Source organism: Nocardia panacis, assembly GCF_003598715.1.
Taxonomy (GTDB): Bacteria; Actinomycetota; Actinomycetes; order Mycobacteriales; family Mycobacteriaceae; genus Nocardia; species Nocardia panacis.
Genome location: NZ_QZFU01000036.1, coordinates 36,156 through 57,145, shown reverse-complemented (window position 1 = coordinate 57,145; position 20,990 = coordinate 36,156). Strand labels below are relative to the sequence as shown.

General features: G+C 65.4%; 17 protein-coding genes. 12 read left to right on the top strand and 5 right to left on the bottom strand.

The features are described 5' to 3' along the window. Window positions 1–42 precede the first annotated feature (42 nt). Complete coding sequence (locus D5S18_RS25870) at window positions 43–1,266, bottom strand: serine hydrolase domain-containing protein (RefSeq protein ID WP_120043702.1); 1,224 nt, start codon at window positions 1,264–1,266, stop codon at window positions 43–45. 450 nt (window positions 1,267–1,716) lie between these two features. Between D5S18_RS25870 and D5S18_RS35035 the strand changes: the two genes are divergently transcribed. Both D5S18_RS35035 and D5S18_RS25860 read left to right on the top strand, forming a co-directional pair. Next, complete coding sequence (locus tag D5S18_RS35035) at window positions 1,717–1,890, top strand: hypothetical protein (protein WP_158607964.1); 174 nt, start codon at window positions 1,717–1,719, stop codon at window positions 1,888–1,890. Between the two features lie 60 nt (window positions 1,891–1,950). Continuing rightward, on the top strand, window positions 1,951–2,751 hold the full coding sequence (locus D5S18_RS25860) for a COG4705 family protein (RefSeq protein WP_120044063.1): 801 nt from the start codon (window positions 1,951–1,953) through the stop codon (window positions 2,749–2,751). 67 nt (window positions 2,752–2,818) lie between these two features. On the opposite strand, the gene D5S18_RS25855 is transcribed toward D5S18_RS25860, so the two are convergent. Further along, window positions 2,819–3,340, bottom strand: coding sequence for a TerD family protein (locus tag D5S18_RS25855; RefSeq protein ID WP_239004002.1), 522 nt, complete (start codon window positions 3,338–3,340; stop codon window positions 2,819–2,821). 826 nt (window positions 3,341–4,166) lie between these two features. On the opposite strand from D5S18_RS25855, the gene D5S18_RS25850 reads away from it, so the two are divergent. From D5S18_RS25850 to D5S18_RS25830, 6 genes are all read left to right on the top strand, one after another. Further along, on the top strand, window positions 4,167–4,391 hold the full coding sequence (locus D5S18_RS25850) for a hypothetical protein (RefSeq protein WP_120043700.1): 225 nt from the start codon (window positions 4,167–4,169) through the stop codon (window positions 4,389–4,391). 197 nt (window positions 4,392–4,588) lie between these two features. Beyond that, entirely contained in the window at window positions 4,589–4,885 is a 297-nt protein-coding gene (locus tag D5S18_RS34545; protein ID WP_158607963.1) for a hypothetical protein, read from the top strand. Then, on the top strand, window positions 4,882–6,111 hold the full coding sequence (locus tag D5S18_RS25845) for an MFS transporter (RefSeq protein WP_120043699.1): 1,230 nt from the start codon (window positions 4,882–4,884) through the stop codon (window positions 6,109–6,111). The genes D5S18_RS34545 and D5S18_RS25845 overlap by 4 nt, the downstream gene beginning before the upstream one ends. 7 nt (window positions 6,112–6,118) lie before the next feature. Beyond that, window positions 6,119–8,929, top strand: coding sequence for a lantibiotic dehydratase (locus D5S18_RS25840; RefSeq protein ID WP_120043698.1), 2,811 nt, complete (start codon window positions 6,119–6,121; stop codon window positions 8,927–8,929). After that, the gene (locus D5S18_RS25835; protein ID WP_120043697.1) at window positions 8,926–9,996 is read left to right on the top strand and encodes a hypothetical protein; all 1,071 of its coding nucleotides are present in this window, start codon (window positions 8,926–8,928) and stop codon (window positions 9,994–9,996) included. The genes D5S18_RS25840 and D5S18_RS25835 overlap by 4 nt, the downstream gene beginning before the upstream one ends. After that, window positions 9,971–11,197 carry an ATP-grasp domain-containing protein gene (locus D5S18_RS25830; protein WP_120043696.1) on the top strand — a complete coding sequence of 409 codons (1,227 nt, stop codon included), beginning with the start codon at window positions 9,971–9,973 and terminating at the stop codon, window positions 11,195–11,197. The genes D5S18_RS25835 and D5S18_RS25830 overlap by 26 nt, the downstream gene beginning before the upstream one ends. A gap of 37 nt (window positions 11,198–11,234) precedes the next feature. On the opposite strand, the gene D5S18_RS25825 is transcribed toward D5S18_RS25830, so the two are convergent. The 3 genes from D5S18_RS25825 to D5S18_RS25815 all read right to left on the bottom strand — a co-directional run bounded on the left by D5S18_RS25825 (window position 11,235) and on the right by D5S18_RS25815 (window position 14,854). Next, window positions 11,235–12,137, bottom strand: a complete 903-nt coding sequence (locus D5S18_RS25825) for an SAM-dependent methyltransferase (RefSeq protein WP_120043695.1) — start codon at window positions 12,135–12,137, stop codon at window positions 11,235–11,237. Then, window positions 12,121–13,218, bottom strand: a complete 1,098-nt coding sequence (locus D5S18_RS25820) for a polyprenyl synthetase family protein (protein WP_120043694.1) — start codon at window positions 13,216–13,218, stop codon at window positions 12,121–12,123. Before D5S18_RS25820 ends, D5S18_RS25825 begins: the two co-directional genes overlap by 17 nt. Before the next feature lie 469 nt (window positions 13,219–13,687). Further along, on the bottom strand, window positions 13,688–14,854 hold the full coding sequence (locus tag D5S18_RS25815; protein WP_120043693.1) for a polyprenyl synthetase family protein: 1,167 nt from the start codon (window positions 14,852–14,854) through the stop codon (window positions 13,688–13,690). Between the two features lie 810 nt (window positions 14,855–15,664). On the opposite strand from D5S18_RS25815, the gene D5S18_RS25810 reads away from it, so the two are divergent. Genes D5S18_RS25810 through D5S18_RS25795 form a run of 4 tightly spaced genes read left to right on the top strand, consistent with a single transcriptional unit; the run spans window position 15,665 to window position 20,956 of the window. After that, window positions 15,665–17,521: a 1-deoxy-D-xylulose-5-phosphate synthase gene (locus D5S18_RS25810; RefSeq protein ID WP_120044061.1), complete on the top strand. Its 1,857-nt coding sequence runs from the start codon at window positions 15,665–15,667 to the stop codon at window positions 17,519–17,521. Next, on the top strand, window positions 17,518–18,642 hold the full coding sequence (gene ispG, locus D5S18_RS25805; protein WP_120043692.1) for a flavodoxin-dependent (E)-4-hydroxy-3-methylbut-2-enyl-diphosphate synthase: 1,125 nt from the start codon (window positions 17,518–17,520) through the stop codon (window positions 18,640–18,642). Before D5S18_RS25810 ends, ispG begins: the two co-directional genes overlap by 4 nt. After that, window positions 18,639–19,394 (top strand): HAD family hydrolase, encoded by a 756-nt coding sequence (locus D5S18_RS25800; protein WP_120043691.1) that lies wholly within the window; start codon window positions 18,639–18,641, stop codon window positions 19,392–19,394. The genes ispG and D5S18_RS25800 overlap by 4 nt, the downstream gene beginning before the upstream one ends. After that, a complete protein-coding gene (locus tag D5S18_RS25795) occupies window positions 19,370–20,956 on the top strand; it encodes a GMC family oxidoreductase (protein ID WP_120043690.1) in 1,587 nt (528 codons plus the stop codon). Before D5S18_RS25800 ends, D5S18_RS25795 begins: the two co-directional genes overlap by 25 nt. The last annotated feature ends 34 nt before the right edge of the window (window positions 20,957–20,990 follow it).

Genomic DNA, 20,990 nt, shown 5'->3' with positions numbered 1-20,990 from the left:
CCCTCCGTGGTCACGCTGCGCTGCCTCCTCCGGTCCCGTCGCTCACCGGCGGCACAGCGCGTGATCGACCAGCGCCAGTGCGGCGTTCTCCTGGTCGGTGGGGCGCTGCGTGCCGTCTTGGAACATCGTCGACATGGAGACGACGACGCTGCGGGCGCCGTCGTCCGTGACGCCGTCGCGGGTCTTGTAGCCGGCATTGTCACCGCCGTGCATCCAATACCTTCCGCCGCAAGATAATTCGACCGAGAACAGTCCGAGTCCGTAGCGCGCGCCGGGCCAAACCGCCCGGATCTCCTCGGCGGTGTCCACGGTGCGCTTCATCTCGGCGAGTTGCTCGGGGCGCAGGAGTTTGCCACCGAGCAGCGCCCGGAAGAACGTGTTGAGGTCGGCGGTCGTGGTGGTCAGTGCGCCCGCCGGTCCGACCAGTTCGGCGAGCCGGTTCTCGGTGGTGTCGATCAGCCCGCCCGTCGGCCATTGGACGTACGCCTTGGCGTGCGGGTCGGGGATCGTGGTCGCCCCACCCGGATAGCTGGTGCCTTTCAGAGCGAGCGGCTCGATGATTCGGCTCGCGACCTCCTCGTACCATTGCTTGCCGGTGACCTTGCCGATGATCATGCCGAGCAGCAGATAGCCGGTGTTGTTGTAGTTCCAGCCGGCTCCAGGGACGAAGTCGGGTTCATTCCGCACGGCCGCGGCCACCAGCTCCCCTGGAGTCTCGACATCGTTGGCGTGCTGCCGATAGGCGTCGGGGGTCGGCAGGCGCGAACCCATATTGAGGGCGTCGGCAAGCCCGCTGGTGTGGTTGAGCAGGTGGCGCACAGTGATTCTCGTGCCATCGTTGCCATTGCCCCGAATGGCGCCAGGCAACCATTTCTCGACCGTGTCCTGCAGTGCCAGCTTGCCATCGCCGACCAGCTGCAGGACCACGGTGGCTGTGAAAGTCTTTGTGGCACTGGCCATCCGGAAGTATCCGTCGCCCGGAACCGGACTCTTGCCCGCGAGATCGGCGACACCGCTGGTCACCACCGCATTTCCACCATCGGCACGCACCAGCCGGGCCTGCACGCCGGTCACGCCGACATCGCGAATCGCGTCGGCGTCGCGCTGGAGTTCGGTGGTGTCGATTCGGTCGGTCGGTTCGGACCGCGCGGCGCTCGGCGCGGATGTGGTCGCGTCCTGGTCGGTGCATGCCGCGGCGGCAACCAGGGATCCGGCGAGTACGGCCGCCAACAGGGGGCGAGCGACGGTTCGGGGGAGGGTTCTCACGAAAGTTCTCCGATCGGCAGCTGGAAGCGGTCAGCGGTTAGCTTATATTCGTAGACTACTTTTGCAGACTATCGGTAGGGTGATCTCGATCGCACGACTCGGACCGTCGCGGGCGCCGGGTTCGGAGCAGCCGCGGTTGTCGCCGGACTGGCACATAGGCCGCCCTGGCTTTTCGCTACGTGTCGTCTTTCGGTGGCGCGGCCGCGCGTGTGGACCAGGGGTGGCGCGGGGCCGGCGCGAGTTGGGGTCACCTTCGGGCATCTGCGGAGCGTTGCGAACCGCCGTGATCTCGGCGAACATCGGCTGCCGATGCGCTGGCAGCAGCCGAGCAGGTGGATCGCAAGCCTGATGGCCACGGCCTAGGACGAGCTGTCGGTCAGGCACGCCGCCGTGTCCCCTGCGCAGCCCGAGCGCGCCGAGGGCGCGGGTGGTCCGAAGGAGGCCTTCGCCGTGGCCGAGGCGGTGGTCGAAATCGCGGAGCGGCCGGAATTCGCGGCGGACGTGTCGGATCTTCCGCGGGAAGGCCGGAATTCACGACTGCCGGTTGGACGACCTGCGGCGCTGGTCGCGGGCCGGTTGCCGTGTCGCGTCAACGATCTCAGCGTGTTCTCAGGAGCCGGCTGACAAGCTGTCGCGTGTTTCTCGAATCGGGTTTCGGCGGAAAGAGATCAGCGTATGACCGTGGTGGCGCATCGCAACTACAAACTGCCTCAGGTGACGGCCGGCTTCTGGGTGCTGAAGATCGCGGCGACCACGCTCGGTGAAACCGGCGGCGACCTGCTCGCCCAAACACTGCATTTGGGCTACGCGGCCGCGTCGGCGCTGTTTCTTACGATCTTCGGGGTCGCGCTGTGCACCCAGTTGCGGGTCCGGCAGTTCCATCCGGGTCTGTATTGGACGGTCATCGGCGCGACCAGCACTGCGGGAACGACCATCTCCGATCTGCTCAACCGCGGCCCCGGATCGGGCACTTCGACCGACGGCGGCCTCGGCTACGGGGCCGGTGCCGCGATCCTGATCGCCGGTCTGGCAATTGTTTTCGTGATCTGGAAACTGAGCGGGCAAACCTATGACGTTTCCGCGATCACCGGCTTGCGTGGAGAGATCCTGTACTGGTCGGCGATCCTGCTGTCCAATACCCTCGGCACGTCGGTCGGAGACTATCTGTCCGACAGTTCCGGGCTCGGATACTGGGCAGGCGCCACACTGATCGCGGCCGTCATGATGGCAATCCTGGCGATGCGCTACCTGACCAATATGTCGGGAGTGCTCCTGTTCTGGGTCGCCTTCGTCCTCACCCGCCCCCTGGGGGCCACCGTCGGCGACCTGCTGTCCAAACCCCATGCCAACGGCGGGCTCGGATTCGGGACCCTGGGCACCAGCGCGGCCCTGCTGGTCGTCCTCATCGTCGGTGTCGGCATCCACCACGCAGGCCGCCGCGCAACCAAACCCACCGAACGGATCAACGACCTCGACCCGGTGTGACCGAGCGGCATCGACGAACCCGCTCTGTCTGATCCCGTTGTCCCCCTGGACAACTGGGGATGCTCGCTTACGTGAGGTACCGGGTGAGATATGGAACGGCCTCGGCGGGATGACGCGCGTGGACGCCCTCGTTGATCTCGCGGAACTCCCAGCCGCCGGACGCGCGCACCAGGGCGCCCACGACGAGCCCGGTAGCGGGGACGCCACTCGGGTCGTAGCGCGCGATCTCCGCTCCGGTGCTACCATCGACCAAGCGGCAGAACACATTTCGCACTTCGGCGAAGGTCTGTTCGGAGTGACTCGTCACCAGCAACAGGATCGCGGTGATGTCGCCGGGCAGGCGAGTCAGGTCGACGGAGATGACCTCGTCGTCACCGGGACCCACGCCGTCGAGGCTGTCACCGTGCAGCCGCACCGACCCATCCGGCGAATCGAGTCGCTCGTGGTAGACCACCTCGCGCAGACCGGTGCCGGAATACAGCAGCGCGGCGGCGTTCAGGTCGATCGCGCGTTCCCGATACCACTCGCGCACGGGATCCCATCCAAGCCCCATGAGCACATACCCGATGTCGCGCAATGGGATTACCACCGCATCCCTCCCGAAGTCGATACCTTCCGGCAAGAATGCCACGTCGGTGTCATCGGGATGGTCGAACCGTCGATCACGTAGGTTCGCAGCGGCCCGAACTCGGTCTCGAACCGGTCGGTCCGGTTGTGCCACAGTCGATTACGACCGGCGCGTGGGACGAACGAGGTATAGCGGGAGTGCGAGCCGGTGGATTCGATGGGCGGGGGAGGTGTGCGGGCAGCTCGGCCTGCCGCAGGTGATCACCGCCGAAGCGGCGCGCCTGTGCGCGTAGTGCTTGTGTCCGATGGGGGACCGTGACACGCGAATCGCGGTGAACTCGCGACATGGGCGAGTTCATGCGCAAAATACTATTCGTTCGTTGAGATTTCATAAAACTGCCAACTGAATTCCGGTTCGGAATGCCGGTCGTCCGGTGCGACATCCGATTGGGCTGCAGCGCAAGGCATCTCGCATGGTTGGACAGAGGTGATACCTATGCGAGAACGAAAGCCGGTGGCGCAGAGTGTCATCCGTAGTCGCGAGGCTACAGTTGGTTTGTCCGAACCGAAGATCACTCTTGACATTATTTCTCTTCGCGACGTACTGTTGGTGTCGCCCGGGTCACAGAACGTATCCCGGCGATATCAGAAGTCTTGATAGGGGGATACTTTCACTTTTCGGAATGCGCCGATTGTGAGAGCTCCGCCTGTTGCGACCGATGAATTCGGACGGCCGATCACCTCCGAATCAGCTGCACTCTGCGCGCAGAATATTCGTGTCAAATCCGTGAATACTTACTATGTTCCAGCATTTCGGGTGCTGGTACATATCTGCAAGGAGCAATACGATGGCAATCGAATACGTTCGCACCTCGAACTCCGTTTCTGGTGGCGCTGCATGCGATATCACAGACTATGCGGGCATCACCGATATTGCGCAGATCACCGATATTGCGCAGATTACCGATTTCGCGCAGATCACTGACGTTGCGCAGATCACTGACTTCGCGCAGATCACCGATGTTGCCCAGATTACCGACTTCGCGCAGATCACCGACTTCGCTCGCAGCTGAGTCGGTACTGCAGGATCGTTTGTAGGGTGCGGCGCGTAGCGCCGCACCCTCGGCGCAGGCCGATCCCCGAAGGAGTCCGGTGTGAACAAATCCAATCGAATGATTCCGGTTGTCGCCGAATCCGATTGTCATTCGGTGGTCAACGAGCGGTCGAACTCGTCGCGTGATTCACTACCCACCGCGATGTGATGGGTCCGATGACGACTCGGGCACCGGCCGAGCATTGCAGGAATACTTGGAAACGTCTGCGTGTGCTGCGCGCGACGTTCTCCAATTCGCTGGGAATCCGCCACGGCTCACCTTGTCCCCGATTGTTGTTCGAACCTGCGGTGGCAGGTGGCGTCACATCGTTCGAGGACTTTCGCCTTTTCGACTCGATCGCCGTACGTCGGCATGTCGATCGGCGCACCGCAGAATTTGCCGATCGCGGCATTCGACTCGACCGCGAATTATTCGGCACACGCGAGCGGTTTCTCCCCGCAGGTGTGATATGACCTCGACCGAGGCGTGGAACCGGACCCCGTTTCGGCGGGTGTGGGCGGGCTCGATGGTCAGTGAGCTGGGCACCGCGGTGTCGACGCTGGCGATGCCGTTGATCGCGCTGCGGATGCTGTCGGCCGATCCGCTCGAGGTCTCGATCCTGACCGCGCTGCCCGCGGCCGCTTTTCTGCTGTGTGCGTTGCCGTTCGGCGTTTTCGTCGACAATCATGATCACCGGCTGATCATGATCGCGGCCGATATCGGGCGCGCACTGGTGACGATGGCCATCCCGATCGCGTGGGCACTGCATCTGCTGTCGTTGCCGCTGCTGTGGGCGGTGACTTTCGTCAGCGGCTGTCTGACGGTGCTGTTCACCTTGGCCTACCAGAGCATCATTCCTTCGATCGTCCCGCGATCGGGCCTGGTCCATGCGAACGCCCGGATGGCGATTCCGCCGTCGGTCAGCGAAGTGCTCGGGCCGAGTATCGGCGGGGTGGTCGTCGGGCTCATCGGAGCGCCGCTGGCTGTCGTGTTCAACTGTGTCACCTTCGTCGGGTCGGGGGCGCTGCTCAGTTCCTTCCGAGTCCGCGACCGGCCGGCTCGACCCCCGCGGCGGCGATTGTTGGGCGAGATCCGGGCCGGCCTCGAATTCGTCTTCACCCATCGGATACTTCGGCGTATCACCCTGTGCCTGGGCGTCACCAACTTCTTTGTCTCGATGCGGACCGCGCTCGTCGTCGTTTTCGTTTCCAAGGATCTGCACGCGTCCGCGGCGATCACCGGAGCGACGTTGGGTGCCGGAAGTATCGGGGGTGTCCTTGGCGCAGTGGTCGGCGGGCGGCTCATCGCCCGATACGGCGACCTGACGACGCTGTGGAAGATGAAGTCCAGCTTCGGCTGGGTGGTGATCCTGGTTCCGCTCGGATTCCACGGCGCGGGTGTGCTGGTGGTCGCGGCGGGCCTGTTCGCGAGCAGCTTCACCGCGATGGTTTTCAGCATCGCCCAGACCAGTTTCCGGCAGAGCGTGTGCCCGCCGGAGCTGCTGGGGCGGATGAACGCCTCGATTCGGTGGGTGATCTGGGGCGTCATGCCGCTCGGCGCCGCGACCGGCGGTGTACTGGCGACCGTCGCCGACACCCGCACCGCGTTGGTTGTCTCTGCGGTGGGGATGGCGGGATCGGTTGTCTTCGTGGCCACGCGGGAGTTCCGCGGCTCGAGTATTCGGCAGAGGGAGAGGTGAGGCGGCCATGGTGATCAGGGTGCTCGACACCGTGCTCGTGCGGCTGGCGGGCGCGGCAGCGGCCGAGGGGACCGACGATCGTGGCGGCTTCGAATTCGCCGGCGCGGCAACGGATTATTTGGTCGCGAAAGTGCACGACACAGCGTTCATGCGGGCGGTGGCGGTAGCGAGCCCGCAACTGTCCGCCGTGGTGGAGCAGGTCGCGGCGGGAAAGTCGGTGCCCGCGAAGCGTATTCGCAGTGCTGCGGTGTCGCTGCGTCGCTATGAGATCCGCTTCCGCTGCCGCACTGTGCCTTTCGGGCTCTTCGCCGGGGTGGGAACAGCGATCGTCGGCGCCGAATCGACCGCGGTCGGCCCGCCCCGGTTCGAGGCGGTCGAGGCGAGGAGATCCGGCGCGGCGGGCTCGAATCCGGCAGTGCTGGTGACGAACTACTGTGCGGTCCGGCGCGGCGAGTTGTGGACACTGGACGACGACGTCGCCGCGGCCGGTAAGCGGCGCGGCGACGGAGCGATCATGCTGCGCGCATCGGGCACCGTCGACGCGATTCTGACGCTGGCGGGCTCCCCGATTCGCACCGGGGACCTGATCGCCGAGACCACGCATCGGTTGGGGGCCGACGCATCCGAGATCGGTTCGGACGTGCGTGAGTTGACGGCGCTGGGCTTCCTCGTCGCGACCGGTCCGTCGAATGCGTCGGCGGCCGTGGTGCCGGACCTGAAAGTCGTTGCGCCGCTGCGCATCGCCGACGCGGTCGCCGCGGAAGCGCGGCACGCCATCGAGGCGATGGCGCGAATCTGCCCGCCGTCGATCCGATCGACGGCGCTCACCGACTACCACCGGCGCTTCCGTGAGCAATTCGGTGTCGCACACGCCGTGCCGATCCTGGAGGTTGTCGACGGCGCGGCCGGGATCGGCTATCCGGACCACTACCGTTCCGCGGCACCGAGTTTCGGACCCGCGTCCGGACCGTTGCGGGACCGCAGCGAACTGCTGGCCGAATTGCTGTCCGCTCGTGGCGATCACAGCCGCTCGGAGTTCGAACTCACCGACAACATGGTGGAGATGCTGGCCGGTGTCACCGGGGTCCAAGCCGATTCCCCCGGCGATATCGGATTCCACCTCGCCCTGCCCGAACAAACCCACGCCACTGCCCGGCCCTTCACCTTGATCCGATCGACCACGGGTTCGCCCAGTCTCGGCGCGGTGGCCGGACGATTCCGCCATCTGCTCGACGAGCGATACGTGCGGGCGGTCACCGACGAGGTGCGGGCCATGGGAGACCGCGTGGCCGGGCTCGCCTTCGAGCCCTTCGCGGGCAACGACGCCGCGGTAGCGCGCACCGGCGCCCGCGTCGCCCCGCTGCGCATCGCGATAGACCGGATTCGGGGCAGCGGCGAAATCCCGATCCGGGACGTCGTCGTGTATTCCGACGGTGCGCGGTTGTGCGTGGCGACGGCCGACGACCCGCGACCGCTACGAGTGGTTCGCGAGGATATGCGCAGTCTCGTGCATGCCGCCCCGCGAATCGCCCGATTGCTGTGGGATCTGTCCGGATTCGACGCGGCCCTGCTCGGCGAATGGTCGTGGGGGATGCTGACGTCGACACGGATGTCGCTGCCCCGCGTGCGGTATCGGAACACCGTCCTGCGGCGGCGCCAATGGCGGTTGCCGATGGCGCTGCGCGCTGTCGTGGCCGACCGGACGGCTTGGGGTCCGGGCTTCACCGAATGGGCCCGCGCGGCCGGGTTGCCGCGCTATGTCGAAGTCCCCCGCGGCGATCAGGGGACCAGCGTCGACACCGCGAGCGGGCTCGATGTCGAGGTGTTGCGCCAGGAACTGGCGCAGGGCCGCGATCCTTGGATCGTGGAGTCGATTCTCGATTTCGACGGAATCGATGGCGCCGGTGGGCATATCACCGAACTCGTCTTCTCCTACACGCCGCAGCCGCCGGTCTCACCCGCGCGACCGCATGTCGAGCTGTATCGGTCCACGGCCCGCGAGCGTGCCGTGTCGGGAGCCTGGCTGTATTTCAAGGTGTATGCGGCCGTGGCACATCAGGACGAGGTGCTGCGGCGATTCGCGGCGGCACTGCCCGGTGGCGCGCAGGGTGTCGGGCCGCGGTGGTTCTTCGTGCGGTATCGCGACGCCGACGGCGACCATCTCAGAATCCGGGTGGAACCGGATTCCGGCGGATTCGGGCGGCGCACCGAACTCGCGGTCCACGCGGTGCTCGATTCGCTACGAGCCGAACGTCTCTGCCGCGCCGTGGTGCTGGCCGGATACGTGCCCGAACTCCATCGCTACGGCGGGCCGCAGGCCATGCCCGCGGCCGAATCGGTATTCCACGCCGACAGCGTGCTGGCGGTGTCCGCCGCCGCGGACAACCGAGCTCTCGATCGCGAGAACCTGCTCGCGGTCGCCGTCCGGACCGCGAGCATCGCCGAGGCGATCCTCGGTGCGTCCTGGCGCGAGCAGCTGTGCGCGGCCCTCGATCGGGATCACCGCCGAGAAGTATTCCGCGCCGACAGGCATTGGTACATCGCGCAATTCGCGGACCGGCGCGCGAGTTTCACTCGGTCCGGGCCGGTCATCGAGCGCTGGCGCGCCACCCAGGAGCGCTACCGGCGCACACTGCTCGAGCAGCGTCGCGACCGCAGCCTCCTCACCATCGCTCGGTCACTGATGCATCTGCACATCAACCGCACGACAGGCATCGACCGCGGCTTCGAGGACGCGGTCGACGCGGTGCTGCGCGGCTGGTGTGAAGCCGGCCTGAACCGGGAACAATTCGCCACCGACAGGAGCAGTCGAGCATGATCGACGTCAGCGGTCCGCATCCGCCGCATCCCCGCTATCGCAGCGTCGCTCCCGAGATCGTGTTCGATCCGGCGACCGATCTGGATCTGCGACGACCGGCCGCGCACACGACGATGGCGCAGCTCGGATATTCACCGCGCATCCAGGCCCGCTTCCCCGCCGATATCGCGGTCACCGCGCCGTTCCGGATGTTCAGCCCACGCGGCGTCGAGAAGTTGCAGCACGTGGTGCGAACCCTGAAATCGACCGTGCTGAACGGCGATTCCGGCGCATCGACCGCTGTCAAGCCCGCGGCCACCGGGGCGATGGTGCGCGGGACCGTGCATCGCAACGCCTATATCCGCGATCTGATCGGTTCACCCTGCCTGCACGAGTTCATCCAGTCCGTGCTGGGCGTGGCTGTCCTGCCGACCTACCTGTCCCACGAGCTGGGGCACCTCAACATTCCGCCTGCCGATCCGGTGCTGCCCGCGGTCAAATGGCACTGCGACACCAACAGCATCGTGCTGGTCGTGAACGTCTTCGACACCGCCGACCTCGACGGCGGCGACTTCCAATTCTTCGACGGTCCACGCAATCTGGGGCGCGCGTTCCTCGATGCCGGCGAGGAGGTGCCCGAATCCCGCATCGTCACTCCCGGTTTGGTGCGAGCCGGGTGGGCGGTGCTGCTCCAGGGCGCCGCGGTGCTGCATCGGGCATCCAGTTTGCGCACGCCGGGCGAGCGGGTGACGATGGCCAGCGCCTTCGATCCTGTCGACGCCACCTTTCCCGACCCGAACCGTTTCTATCCGCTGGTGCGCGAGGACGCGGGCGCCGTTTCGGCGGAGATCGAATCGCAGTTCTTCGAACTGGCGCGGCATCGGGCGCGCCGGTCGGCCTACCTGCTCGAACGGTATCTGCAGGAGGCGACCTGGACGCCGAACCCGGAGGTCATCGCGGCCGATCTGGACCGCTGCGTCGCCGAGGTCAACGAGACCCTGCACATTCTGCGGCAGGGCGGGATCAGTGCGGCCGAGGCAGCCGCCAAGCGGAAGGAGGACGATGAACAGCTGTTCAGCGACCGGTGATCGGCAGGCGATCGTCGTCATCGGCGGCAACGCCGACATCCTGCGGATCGCGCGGGACGAGGACATCGACGTCGAGTTGATCCACGACACCCGCCGCGCCAACTTCGATCCGGCGCTGCCCGGCCTGGTCACCGCCTTCCACGACCTGGACTTCCTCGGGAACTACCCGAGCGTGGAGGCCGCGGTCCTGGAGTCCGCGCTGTCGCGGCCACCGACGGCGGTCGTCTCGCTCGACGAGGACGGTCTACTCGCCGCGGCCAGGCTCAACGCGATACTGGGTCTCGCGGGCAACTCGGTTCCGGCGGTGTATTCGTCGGTGCACAAGCCGACGATGCGAAAACTCATGCGGCACAACGGTGTACCCACTCTCGAATACCGAACCTGCACGACGCCCGCGGAATTCGCCCATGCGGTCGCCGAGCTCGGCGGCGATGTGGTCGCCAAACCCGTCGACGCCACCGGCAGCCGCGACGTGCACTACGTCGATCCGGCGAACGCGCCTGCCGTGTGGTCGGAATTCGCACGGCGCGGCTATCGGGAGGTGCTGGTCGAACAACGAGCTCGCGGAGCCGAATTCAGCGTCGACACCCTGACGATCGACAGGAACCATCTGGTCCTCGCCATCACGCGCAAACATATGATCGGCCGACTCGAGGCCGGTCATTCGATTCCCGGCGATCTGGGCCACCACACCGAGGACACCATAGCTCTCGTCTTCGACCTGCTGGACTGCCTCGGCATCGTGACCGGTCCGGCGCACACCGAGGTGATGATCACCGACAGCGGCCCCGCCGTGATCGAGACGCAGAGCCGGATCGGGGGTTCCCGACTGCCCGAGCTGATGCGGTTGGCCTCCGGCATCGAGGTGACCCGGCTGGCGCTGCTGGTCGCGCTGCGGCGACTGCGGTTGCCCGGCTACGCCGCCACCACTGGGTCGGGTAGCGGTGGCGCGGCCGTGCGCTATTTCCTGCCGCCTGCCGGGCGCATCGTCGCGATCCGGGGCGCCGGGCAATTCGAGGATCGGTCCGATCTGCGGCTCAATTTCAAATCGACCGTCGGTGACACGATTGTCGAGCAGACCGACAGCCATGAACGCAACGCCGTTGGCATGTACGTCGTCGCATCGGGCAGTTCGGAGAAGGACGCGATCGGCAAGTGCGAGGAAGTCCTCGACGCAATCTCCTTCGAGATCCACAATTGACTTGGTCGCCGGGCGGCCACGCTCACTTTTCGTCGCGTCATTCCGCGTTGGTCGCGGATTCAACTGCGGGCACAGGTTGGTAATCGGCTCGTTTGTGGGAGATTATCCGCAGGTAGTTGACGTGGTCGTTGCGATAGCCGGTCAAGTATGGTTCTTCGACGCCGGTGGCGAGCGTGGACCATGAGCGCAGTTCCCAGTAGGGGATGGCGTCAGCGGTGAGGTCGTCGACGCGATAGGGCACCAGTCCGGCGTTCAACAGCGCCGCGAGGTAGGTGCTGCGGCGATGGGTGTGGCAGTGGTAGTTCTCGTCGATCGCCATCGCCTCCGCCGTGGGATGCGGTGCAACGGTGTCGTTGTTGCACCACGACACCAGAACGTAGGTGCCTCCGGGCTTGAGCACACGGGAGAATTCTCGGAACGCTGTATACGGGTCGACGTACATGGTGGTCTCGTTGGTGACGATGGCGTCGAAGGTTTCCTCGGGGAAGCCCGTGTCGTTCATGTTCCGCCGATGGAACGACACCACCTGGTCGAGGCCGTGACGTTGTGCCTCGGTGCGGGCGAAGTCGATCTGATAGGCAGAGGTATTCACGCCGTCGACGCGGCACCCGAATCGCCGGTGCAGCATGAATGCGGTGCCACCGCGGCCGGAGCCCGCGTCGAGGACCCGTGCGGTTGATGTCAACGGTTCCAGGGCCGTCGTGAGCAGTTCGACCTGATCGGTCTCCATCGCGTGAATAGCTTCGTTGATCGCGGTGTCACGCTGGTCGTCGGGTAGTTCGAGGATCGTGCGGTCGAAATCGCCGACGGCGAAGTGATGGTGATAGAGTCCGTCCAAATCGCCGAGCGCGAGGTTGATCGGGTCATTGCGTTTGTTGTCGTAGTACGCGAACGCTTTGCGGTCGAGATCTGTACTGAGGATTTCACTTTTCCTGGACATGACGTGCGCCTATCTTCGTGGTGTGATACAGAGCGCGGCGGGCCAACTCGGTGAGACCTGCGTATCCGGCTGCGGTGATGGGCGCCGATCGCAGGATGGCGCATGCCTCGGCGAATCGGGTGGAAATAAACTCCTCGGTTTTGGTGCGCGCTCCGGTGGCTTCCAGCAACGCGCGAATTCGCTGAGCCTGCGCGGGTGTCAGATGCGGCTTCCCGTACAGCTCGAGCAGGGTCGCGTGCTGGTCGGCATCGGCGTCCTGGATCGCGTAGGAAAGCAGTAGTGATGGCTTGCCCTCGGTGAGGTCGTCGAAGCCCCCGGTCGGCTGGGTCCGGGAGTCGCCGAATGCGCCATGCAAGTCGTTGCGGCTCTGATGGCCCTCGCCCAACAGCAACCCTGCTGAATGGAACGCTTCGTGAACCCGCTCCCCGGCATTGGCGATCGCGGCACCCATTCGCATGGTCGGCGCGAACATGTACGCGCCGTTCTTGTACTGGTTGATCCGCAAAGCCCGCTCGATGGTGTAGTCGCGGTCGGCCCGAGTGACGAGTTCGAGGAGCTGTCCGCATTCTGTGACAACGGTTCGGTCGTGGAAGATCTCCATGGCACGCTGGATACTCGGCGTATCGGGCAGCGTCCTGAGTAATTGCGTCGACCAGTCCTGGGCGATAGTGCTCAAAGCGATCGCGCAACCGTCTCCGAATTGTGCCGCATCACCGTACCAGCCATGAGCGGCGTGACGATTCGCGCAAACCTTCCGAACTGCCGGTTGCCCCCGGCGGTAGTCACTGCCGTCCAGCACGTCGTCTTGCAGCAGAAGCGCGGCATGCAGCATCTCGATCGAAGCTGCCGTGGTTTGCAGATTCTGTAATTGTGCCGGACCTGATCCGCCTGCCGCGCGCCAACCCCAATAGACAAACCATGAACAGAAATGCTTCCCCGTTGGGTTGTCGATCATTGCTCGAACGTCATCGTAATAGTCACCGAGCCCGGCATCTGTCATGCGGGTACGTTGACGGTCGAGGAAGGATTCGATGATCCGTTCGGTCCCCGGCCAGAAGTCATCGTTCAGATCGTCGATCACGGTTCGCTCCGAGTAAATTTATCCGCCCGGTTGTTCTCGACCCGGTCATCGAGTCTTCGAAATGGACCCGTCTGTACTGGGGGGCCGGTGATACCGGTCTGATCGAATTGAGGAGCCCTGCTGTTTATTCAGCTGATGGGCCTCGGCGGTTACGTCCCTGCCCGAGCCGGCCAGAGCGATCCGCCTCTGTGAAACATATCGAGGCTATCATGCGTGCGCAGCACGTGCTCGCGTTCATCTTTGGGCGAGGATCGCTGTGCTATATTTGTGGGTTGCCCGCAAACAGTCGAGTGAGTCCAAAGCTCGCCTTCGATGTCGGGGAGCGGACGCATTCATCGGATCTTGCGGCCGATTCTCTTCGCCGATTGGTGTGGCCCGATTGCAATTTCGTACACAAATTGGCCTGGGCTACCGGCTTCCATGGCGTGATCTTCGCGCAGCGCAACCTCGCTTCGTTACACAGGGATCATCACGATGTGCCCCGCCCGAGACAACAGGAACTCGGGATGTTGGCCGTAACGCGGCGGGCAAGTACGCGCAGCATCTCGGCGGCAGGCATCGGGATCGGCGTCGCCTCGAGGGCTTGCAGGGCAAGGGCGCGGCGTTGTGCGACCATACGCACTGTCTCGGCGGCCGCGCCGGTGGTCTCGATAATCTCGCGGCAGCGCTGTGCGCCGGTCGCGTCGAGATCCGGATTCGCGGTGAGTGTCAGTAGTTCTGCACGCTGATCCGCATCGGCCACAGCCGCCGCGATATTGAACAGCACGGTGGTGCGGCTTCTTTGGAGGTCTTCGGGCCGGGGTTGCTCGCGAGTGAGCGGGTTGCCGAAGACGCTGCGCAGATCGGCGCACAGCTGCGAAGCCTCGCCGAGCGGGCGGGCATAGGCGGACAGGGTTCTTCGGATATCCGGGTTCGCGCCGGCAAGCGATGCGCCCAATTGAAGCGGGTGCTCGTAGCGATAGCCGACGGTTTTGTAGCGGACGATCCGCAGGGCCAGGTCCACATCGCCGAGGTCACAGTCCATTCCGGTGAGTGCGAGGAGTTGACCGTAGATGACGTCGGCCCGCATCTCGGCGAGCACCGGAATAGCCGCGCAGCGCTGGCGGGCGGTCAGTCTGGCGCCGTGAAACAGCTCATCGGACCAGGCCAGAGTCAGCAGACCGAGCAGTCCGGCGGACTGCTTGCCGAGGGACTCGCTGACGTATCTGAACTCCATCATGCGGCGCAGCGGCACGATCCCGCGGCGCGGCTCCTGGTTTTCGATGAGGTCGTTATAGGCGACAACTCCGGCGTGGTGGAGTTCCAGCGAGGCTGCGGCGCGTAGCACCGCGCCGGGCAGACGTTCCTGTCCGCCGTTGGACTGCCAGCCGAGAGCACACAATGTCGCACGCGTTCGCGATCCTCCGGCGAATATGTGAGCGTGCAGGGCGCCGACGATATCCGGGGGCAACCGATCGGAGTCGGCTCGGCGGGCTTTATCGGCGAAGAACAGTTCGAGAATGGTATCGACGCGACGCCGCGTTGTGTTCGCGTAGGTTGTCAGCCTATTGTCAGCGCCGAGGGTGCCCGACGGCCCCGAACGCGGGGCAGATCCGCCGGAGTAGCCGATGGGCGCGATATTGCGAGGTGCCATCATCAGGACGTTCCCCTCGAGTGAATGTCAGAATTCGGTCAGCGTTTCGTGTCTCTGCGCGACATTCTCAGGTACATCACCGCATTTCGGATCTACCCGCGGCACAAGGTATGGCATGGCATGTCGTTCGGGTGATCCGAGAGGAATATTGCGCCACCTGAGCGGCCGGGTAAACGGGCCGATGCGACGACAGGGTTCCCCGCTGGACCGCCGCTATGCCCTGCGCCTGCGTAGCACGAGTGGTGGTTTCGGCCCGGAACTTCGGCCCCCCGTATTGAAAGTATCGCATGATGTCGCGGGCGAATGGTCGGCAATCATCCGTGGCGATCTTGCTACGGTTCGCCCAAATCTGTTTTGCCGCAGCATTTCAGCGGTTCCGGGTCGCTCGGGTAGCGTGACTCACGGTGTCGGCGGCAATCGCAAATTTCATCGCTCCGCAGGGTTTCGGTCGAGAGTCGGTGCGGTACAATTATGGTCAGGCTCGTCAGCGTAACGCGTCACCAACGCATACAGCCGATCTTGCGAATTCGCCGCGTCCCGCGAACAGGGACCCGATCGATCGCTCCAACTCATCCCTGATCCTGCGTGCCGCAGCGTCTGCACTGTGCGATATCACCGTTCCGGCCCGACGATAAGTCGTGCCCTATATTCGCGCCAACTGCTGATCCGAGCAGACCGTATCCGGACAGGTGGACCACCAAAGCCGCCCTTTGCGGTGGTATGGCCCGGCCGAGTTGTCGGGAATGGAGTTCGTTTGTGTCGGTGAATAAATATGGCGAATCCAAGTCGGCTGTGAAGAGGATGTTCTCGAGTATGAGCGTTCCTGATTCCATTGCCCGCGAACCCGGTGCATCTTCCACTGCCTTGGCGGGCGAGCCGCTCGCGCGCGTGAACCGGCCGCTGGCAGGAATTCACTGTGCCGAAGATGTCCGCGATCTGCCCGCGGATCAACTCCCGATCCTGGCCGAACAGATTCGCCAACTCCTCCTGGACACCGTCCTGGCCGGCGGGGGCCATCTCGGTCCCAATCTCGGCGTGGTCGAGTTGACCATTGCGCTGCACCGTGTTTTTCAGTCGCCGGAGGACTTCCTCCTTTTCGACACCGGCCACCAGACCTATGTCCACAAGATGCTCACCGGACGATGGCACGCTTTTGCCGATGGACTGCGGCGACCGGGTGGTCTGTCCGGATATCCCGATCGCGCCGAGTCGGAGCACGACATCATCGAGAACAGCCATGCCTCCACCGCGCTGAGCTATGCCGATGGCATCGCCAAAGCGCTCGAGCTCCACGATGCCCGGAACCGGGCCGTGGTGGCGGTGGTGGGCGACGGTGCGATGACCGGCGGTATGGCTTTCGAGGCACTCAACAATATCGGCGCCGCGCCACAGCGGCCGGTGATCATCGTGCTCAACGACAATCATCACTCGTATTCACCGACGGTCGGCGCACTCGCCCACCATTTGACCGCACTGCGGGCGGCCCCGCTCGGGGCGGCGATGCCGATGTCGCCCAATATCTTCCAGCTTCTCGGCCTCGACTATATCGGCCCGATCGACGGGCATGACATCGCCGCGACGGAGGCCGCGCTGCGGCGCGCCAGGGGCCTAAGCAGACCCGTTGTGGTGCACGTGGAGACGATCAAGGGGCACGGTCACCACACGGCATGCGCACACGCGGAGCGGATGCACGCGGTGGAGCCGCTGGTGTCCGCCGCAAGCAAGCGCACATCCTGGACCGAGGTGTTCGCCGAGGAACTGGTCGATATCGGCGCGGTCCGCCACGATATCGTGGCGATCACGGCCGCCATGCCCGGTCCGACCGGACTGTCTCGCTTCGCCGAGCGCTTCCCGCGCCGCTGCTACGACGTCGGCATCGCCGAGCAGCACGCGGTGACCAGCGCGGCCGGTCTGGCAATGGTGGGCCTGCACCCGGTGGTCGCGATCTATTCGACCTTCCTCAACCGGGCCTTCGACCAGGTGCTGCTCGACGTCGGCTTGCACCACCTACCTGTGACCTTCGTCCTGGACCGGGCCGGGGTCACCGGGCCGGATGGCCCCAGCCACCACGGCATGTGGGACCTGACGCTGCTCGCCACCGTGCCGGATATGCGGGTTGCCGCACCACGCGATACGAGCTCGCTGCGCGAACTGCTGAATGCCGCGGTGGCCTACGCGGACGGGCCGAGCGCGGTCCGCTTCCCGAAAGCCTCGGTGGGACCCGACATCCCGGCCATCGAAAGAATCGACGATCTCGACGTACTCCAGCGCGCCGACGATCCGCAGGTGTTGATCGTCGCGGTCGGCCCACTCGCAGGCGCCGCGGTCGAGGCCGCCCAGTTGCTGGCGGGCGCGGTGGGCGTCACCGTCGTGGACCCGCGCTGGGTGCTGCCGCCCTCGGCAGCGCTGCGCGCCGAATGTCGCAGGCACCGGCTGATCGTGGTGGTGGAAGACAACGTCGGTGTCGGGGCGGTCGGCGCGGCCATCGCCCGCGACCCGGCCATCTCCGAGGTTGGTATTCCGGTGCACGTGATGAGCTTGCCGCACTGCTACCTCGGACACGGCGACCGAGCCGAAATCCTCACTGCCGCTGGGCTGTGCGCGACGGACATCGCTGCCATCGCGCGCGCGTCGCATGTGGCGCTGACCGATCGTGCGGAGAATTCATGACGATTCAAAGCCTCGGTGTGCCCGTAGCGGCGCTACCGCGACGGCGATCCCGCCGGATCCAGGTGGGCAAGGTCGCCGTGGGCGGGGGTGCGCCGATCACGGTGCAGACCATGACCACCACCCGCACCTCCGATGTGGATGCCACCCTCCAGCAGATCGCCCAGATCACGGCGGCGGGCTGCGACATTGTCAGGTTGGCCGTGCCGACGGCCGACGATGTGGCCGCGCTGCCACTGATCGTCGCGAAATCGCCGCTGCCGGTGATCGCCGACATCCACTTCCAGTCCCGCTATGTCTTCGCCGCCATCGATGCCGGCTGCGCGGCTGTGCGGGTGAACCCCGGCAACATCAAGGAGTTCGACGATCGCGTCGGCGATATCGCCGAAGCCGCGGCATCGGCCGGAATACCGATTCGTGTTGGGGTCAATGCCGGCTCGCTGGATCGCCGCATGCTCGAGCGGCATGGCGCCCCAACCGCCGAAGCGCTGGTCGATTCGGCGCTACACGAGGCGGCCCTATTCGAGGAACACGGCTTCCGTGATCTGAAAATCGCGGTCAAACACCATGATCCGCGCACGATGATCGCGGCGAATCGGCTCCTGGCCGCACGGTGCGACTACCCGATCCACTTGGGTGTGACGGAGGCGGGGCCGCTGCTGCAGGGAACCGTGAAATCGGCGGTGGCCTTCGGAATTCTCCTCGCCGAGGGCATCGGCGATACGATCCGGGTCTCGATTTCGGCGCCGCCGACCGAACAGGTCAAGGCGGCCAACCATATCCTGCAGTCGCTCGGGCTGCGTCCCCGCGAACTCGAGATCGTGTCATGCCCCGGCTGCGGCAGGGTCCAGGTCGACATTCACCAGCTCGCCGCCAGGGTCGAGGCGGCTTTCGAGGGGTTCCCGTATCCGCTGCGTGTCGCGGTGATGGGGTGCGTGGTCAACGGCCCCGGTGAGGCGCGCGAGGCCGATCTCGGCGTGTCCTCCGGCAATGGCAAAGGCCAGATCTTCGTCAAGGGGGAGGTGGTCCGCACCGTTCCCGAGTATCAAATCGTCGATGCGCTGCTCGAAGAGGCGACGGCGCTGACCGAGAACGCCACCGAGCAGGAGGCCGAAATCGTATGAAGTACGCCATTCTCGATATGGATGGCACCCTGTTCCCCGGTGTCCTGGGTGCCCACTATCTGCGAAATCTGATCGATGACGGGGTCTGCCACCGTGACGCCGCCACGGCCTGCCTCGCCGCGATCGAACAGTACGGCGCATTGACCGCTCGCCGCGACCGTGTGCGCGTCCTCCATACGGCATACGAGGCGTACGCCGCAGCGATGGAAGGTGTTGCTCCCACCGCGGTGCGCTCGACTGCGGCGCGTACCTGGGCGGCTTGCCGCGGCCGGCTCTATCCATTCGCGACCGACCTCATCGAGCTGCTGCGCGGTGCCGAATATCGGCTGCATCTGATCTCCGGAAGTGCGCATCCGCTCGTGCAGGAGGTCGTCGTGGGGCTGGGGCTCGATGCGGGGTGGGGCGCCATGGTGGCCGTCGAGAATGGGCGCCATACGCGCGATCTCGTCTACGCACCGGGCTATCCCGGCGGAAAGGCGGTCATCATGCGCAGACTCGTCGACGACCCGGAATTCGATGGGGCCGGTTCATTCGCCATCGGAAATTCGGTGGGGGATGCCGAGGTATTCGAGCACGTGGGTTCGGTCATCGCTTTCGAGCCCGATGCCGAGCTGCGAGCGCTCGCCGCGTCGCGTTCCTGGTCGATCGCCGACCGCGACACCGTCGTACAGACATGCGCCCGCTTGATCGGGGTGCAAGTCACCGAACCACTTCGAGGATCGACCTCATGGATACAACCTTCGACTACCTAGTCATCGGAGCAGGTTCGGCGGGCTGTGCACTCGCCGCCCGCCTGTCCATGCAGCCGCGCACTCGCGTCGGGCTGATCGAGGCAGGAGGACCGGACAAACATCCGGCGATAAAGGTTCCCGCCGCCTTCCCAATGCTGATCGGCACCGAGTACGACTGGGACTACCGGACCACGCCGCAACCCGGCCTCGCCGATCGGGTCATCCGCTGCCCCCGCGGCCGCGTACTCGGCGGCTGCTCCTCGATCAACGCCCAGGTGTGGACCCGCGGGCATCGCGAAGACTTCGACGGTTGGGCCGCCGCGGGCAACCCTGGATGGTCCTACAAAGAGGTCGAACCATACTTTCAACGCAGTGAACGTCGCACCGGCAGCAACAAGGAACACACCTACGGGAGCGACGGTCCCCTCCACATCCAGGAGATCCGCAGCCAATCCCCGGCGACCGCGGCCTTCCTGTCCGCCTGCGCCGAGCGTGGCTTCCACGCGCTGCCCGAGGCGAACGTCGCGGACACCACCGGCTACGCATCGCTTCCCGCGACGCAGCGCGGCGGCCGCCGTTGGAGTGCGGCCGATGCCTACCTGCGCGGCCTGCACCATCCCAACCTGACGGTTCTGACGAATCTGCGTGCCGAGCGCGTCACCTTCGACGGCGTGCGCGCCACCGGCGTGCAAGTCGCCGACCAGCACGGACAGTCATCGGCACTGACCGCTCGCGCCGAGGTCATCCTCAGTGCGGGCGCGGTAAATTCACCGCAGCTGCTCATGCTTTCGGGCATCGGCGATCCAGAACACCTGCGAGAGCACGGAATCGACTGTCGAATCACGCTCCCCGGCGTCGGCAACGGCCTCCAGGACCACCTGTACGTGCCGCTGATCGTGCACTGCCCGCAACCGGTCACACTGGCCGCGGCCGGCACCCTCGCCGCGCGCCTGACCTACCTGCTCCGCCGCCGCGGACCGCTGACCTCGAACGTCGGCGAAGCAGCATGCTTCCTCCCCGGCGACGACACCCGGACAGCTCCCGACCTGGAGCTCGCCTTCCTGCCGGTCGCGTTCCTCGATCACGGCCTCGACCCGATCTCCGAGCACGCGATCACCATCGCCGTGGATCTGATACAGCCATCCAGTCTCGGGACAGTACGCCTGCGCTCGGCCAGGGCGACCGACCCGCCGCGGATCGATCCGCGATACCTGTTCGATCCGGGGGACATCCAGACCTTGGTGCGCGGAATGAACGTCGCACAAAGCCTTCTCGACACCACCGCACTCGCACCCTATGTCGGCGCGCCGTGGTTCGACGACCTGGACCTCGGGGACGCGGCGAGTATCGAATCGCACATCCGCCACACCGCAAGCACCGTCTATCACCTGGCGGGCACTTGCCGCATGGGTATCGACGCCGACGCGGTCGTCGACCCGACACTGCGGGTCCACGGGGCCGATGGGCTGCGCGTAGTAGACGCCTCGATCATGCCGCGCATCACCCGCGGACACATCCAGGCACCGGTCGTCATGATCGCCGAGCGGGCCGCCGATCTCATTACCGGCAGGTCGATCAGCTGACATCTTCTCCCGAAGACCATTCCCGCTCAACGCA

What these genes read in the sequence shown, in the direction of transcription:
- D5S18_RS34545 (WP_158607963.1), top strand. Translation starts at nt 4,589, where the DNA reads ATGACGACTCGGGCACCGGCCGAGCATTGCAGGAATACTTGGAAACGT.
- D5S18_RS25845 (WP_120043699.1), top strand. Translation starts at nt 4,882, where the DNA reads ATGACCTCGACCGAGGCGTGGAACCGGACCCCGTTTCGGCGGGTGTGG.
- D5S18_RS25800 (WP_120043691.1), top strand. Translation starts at nt 18,639, where the DNA reads ATGAAGTACGCCATTCTCGATATGGATGGCACCCTGTTCCCCGGTGTC.
- ispG (WP_120043692.1), top strand. Translation starts at nt 17,518, where the DNA reads ATGACGATTCAAAGCCTCGGTGTGCCCGTAGCGGCGCTACCGCGACGG.
- D5S18_RS25850 (WP_120043700.1), top strand. Translation starts at nt 4,167, where the DNA reads ATGGCAATCGAATACGTTCGCACCTCGAACTCCGTTTCTGGTGGCGCT.
- D5S18_RS25810 (WP_120044061.1), top strand. Translation starts at nt 15,665, where the DNA reads ATGAGCGTTCCTGATTCCATTGCCCGCGAACCCGGTGCATCTTCCACT.
- D5S18_RS25835 (WP_120043697.1), top strand. Translation starts at nt 8,926, where the DNA reads ATGATCGACGTCAGCGGTCCGCATCCGCCGCATCCCCGCTATCGCAGC.
- D5S18_RS25830 (WP_120043696.1), top strand. Translation starts at nt 9,971, where the DNA reads ATGAACAGCTGTTCAGCGACCGGTGATCGGCAGGCGATCGTCGTCATC.
- D5S18_RS25815 (WP_120043693.1), bottom strand. Translation starts at nt 14,854, where the DNA reads ATGATGGCACCTCGCAATATCGCGCCCATCGGCTACTCCGGCGGATCT.
- D5S18_RS25840 (WP_120043698.1), top strand. Translation starts at nt 6,119, where the DNA reads ATGGTGATCAGGGTGCTCGACACCGTGCTCGTGCGGCTGGCGGGCGCG.
- D5S18_RS25825 (WP_120043695.1), bottom strand. Translation starts at nt 12,137, where the DNA reads ATGTCCAGGAAAAGTGAAATCCTCAGTACAGATCTCGACCGCAAAGCG.
- D5S18_RS25795 (WP_120043690.1), top strand. Translation starts at nt 19,370, where the DNA reads ATGGATACAACCTTCGACTACCTAGTCATCGGAGCAGGTTCGGCGGGC.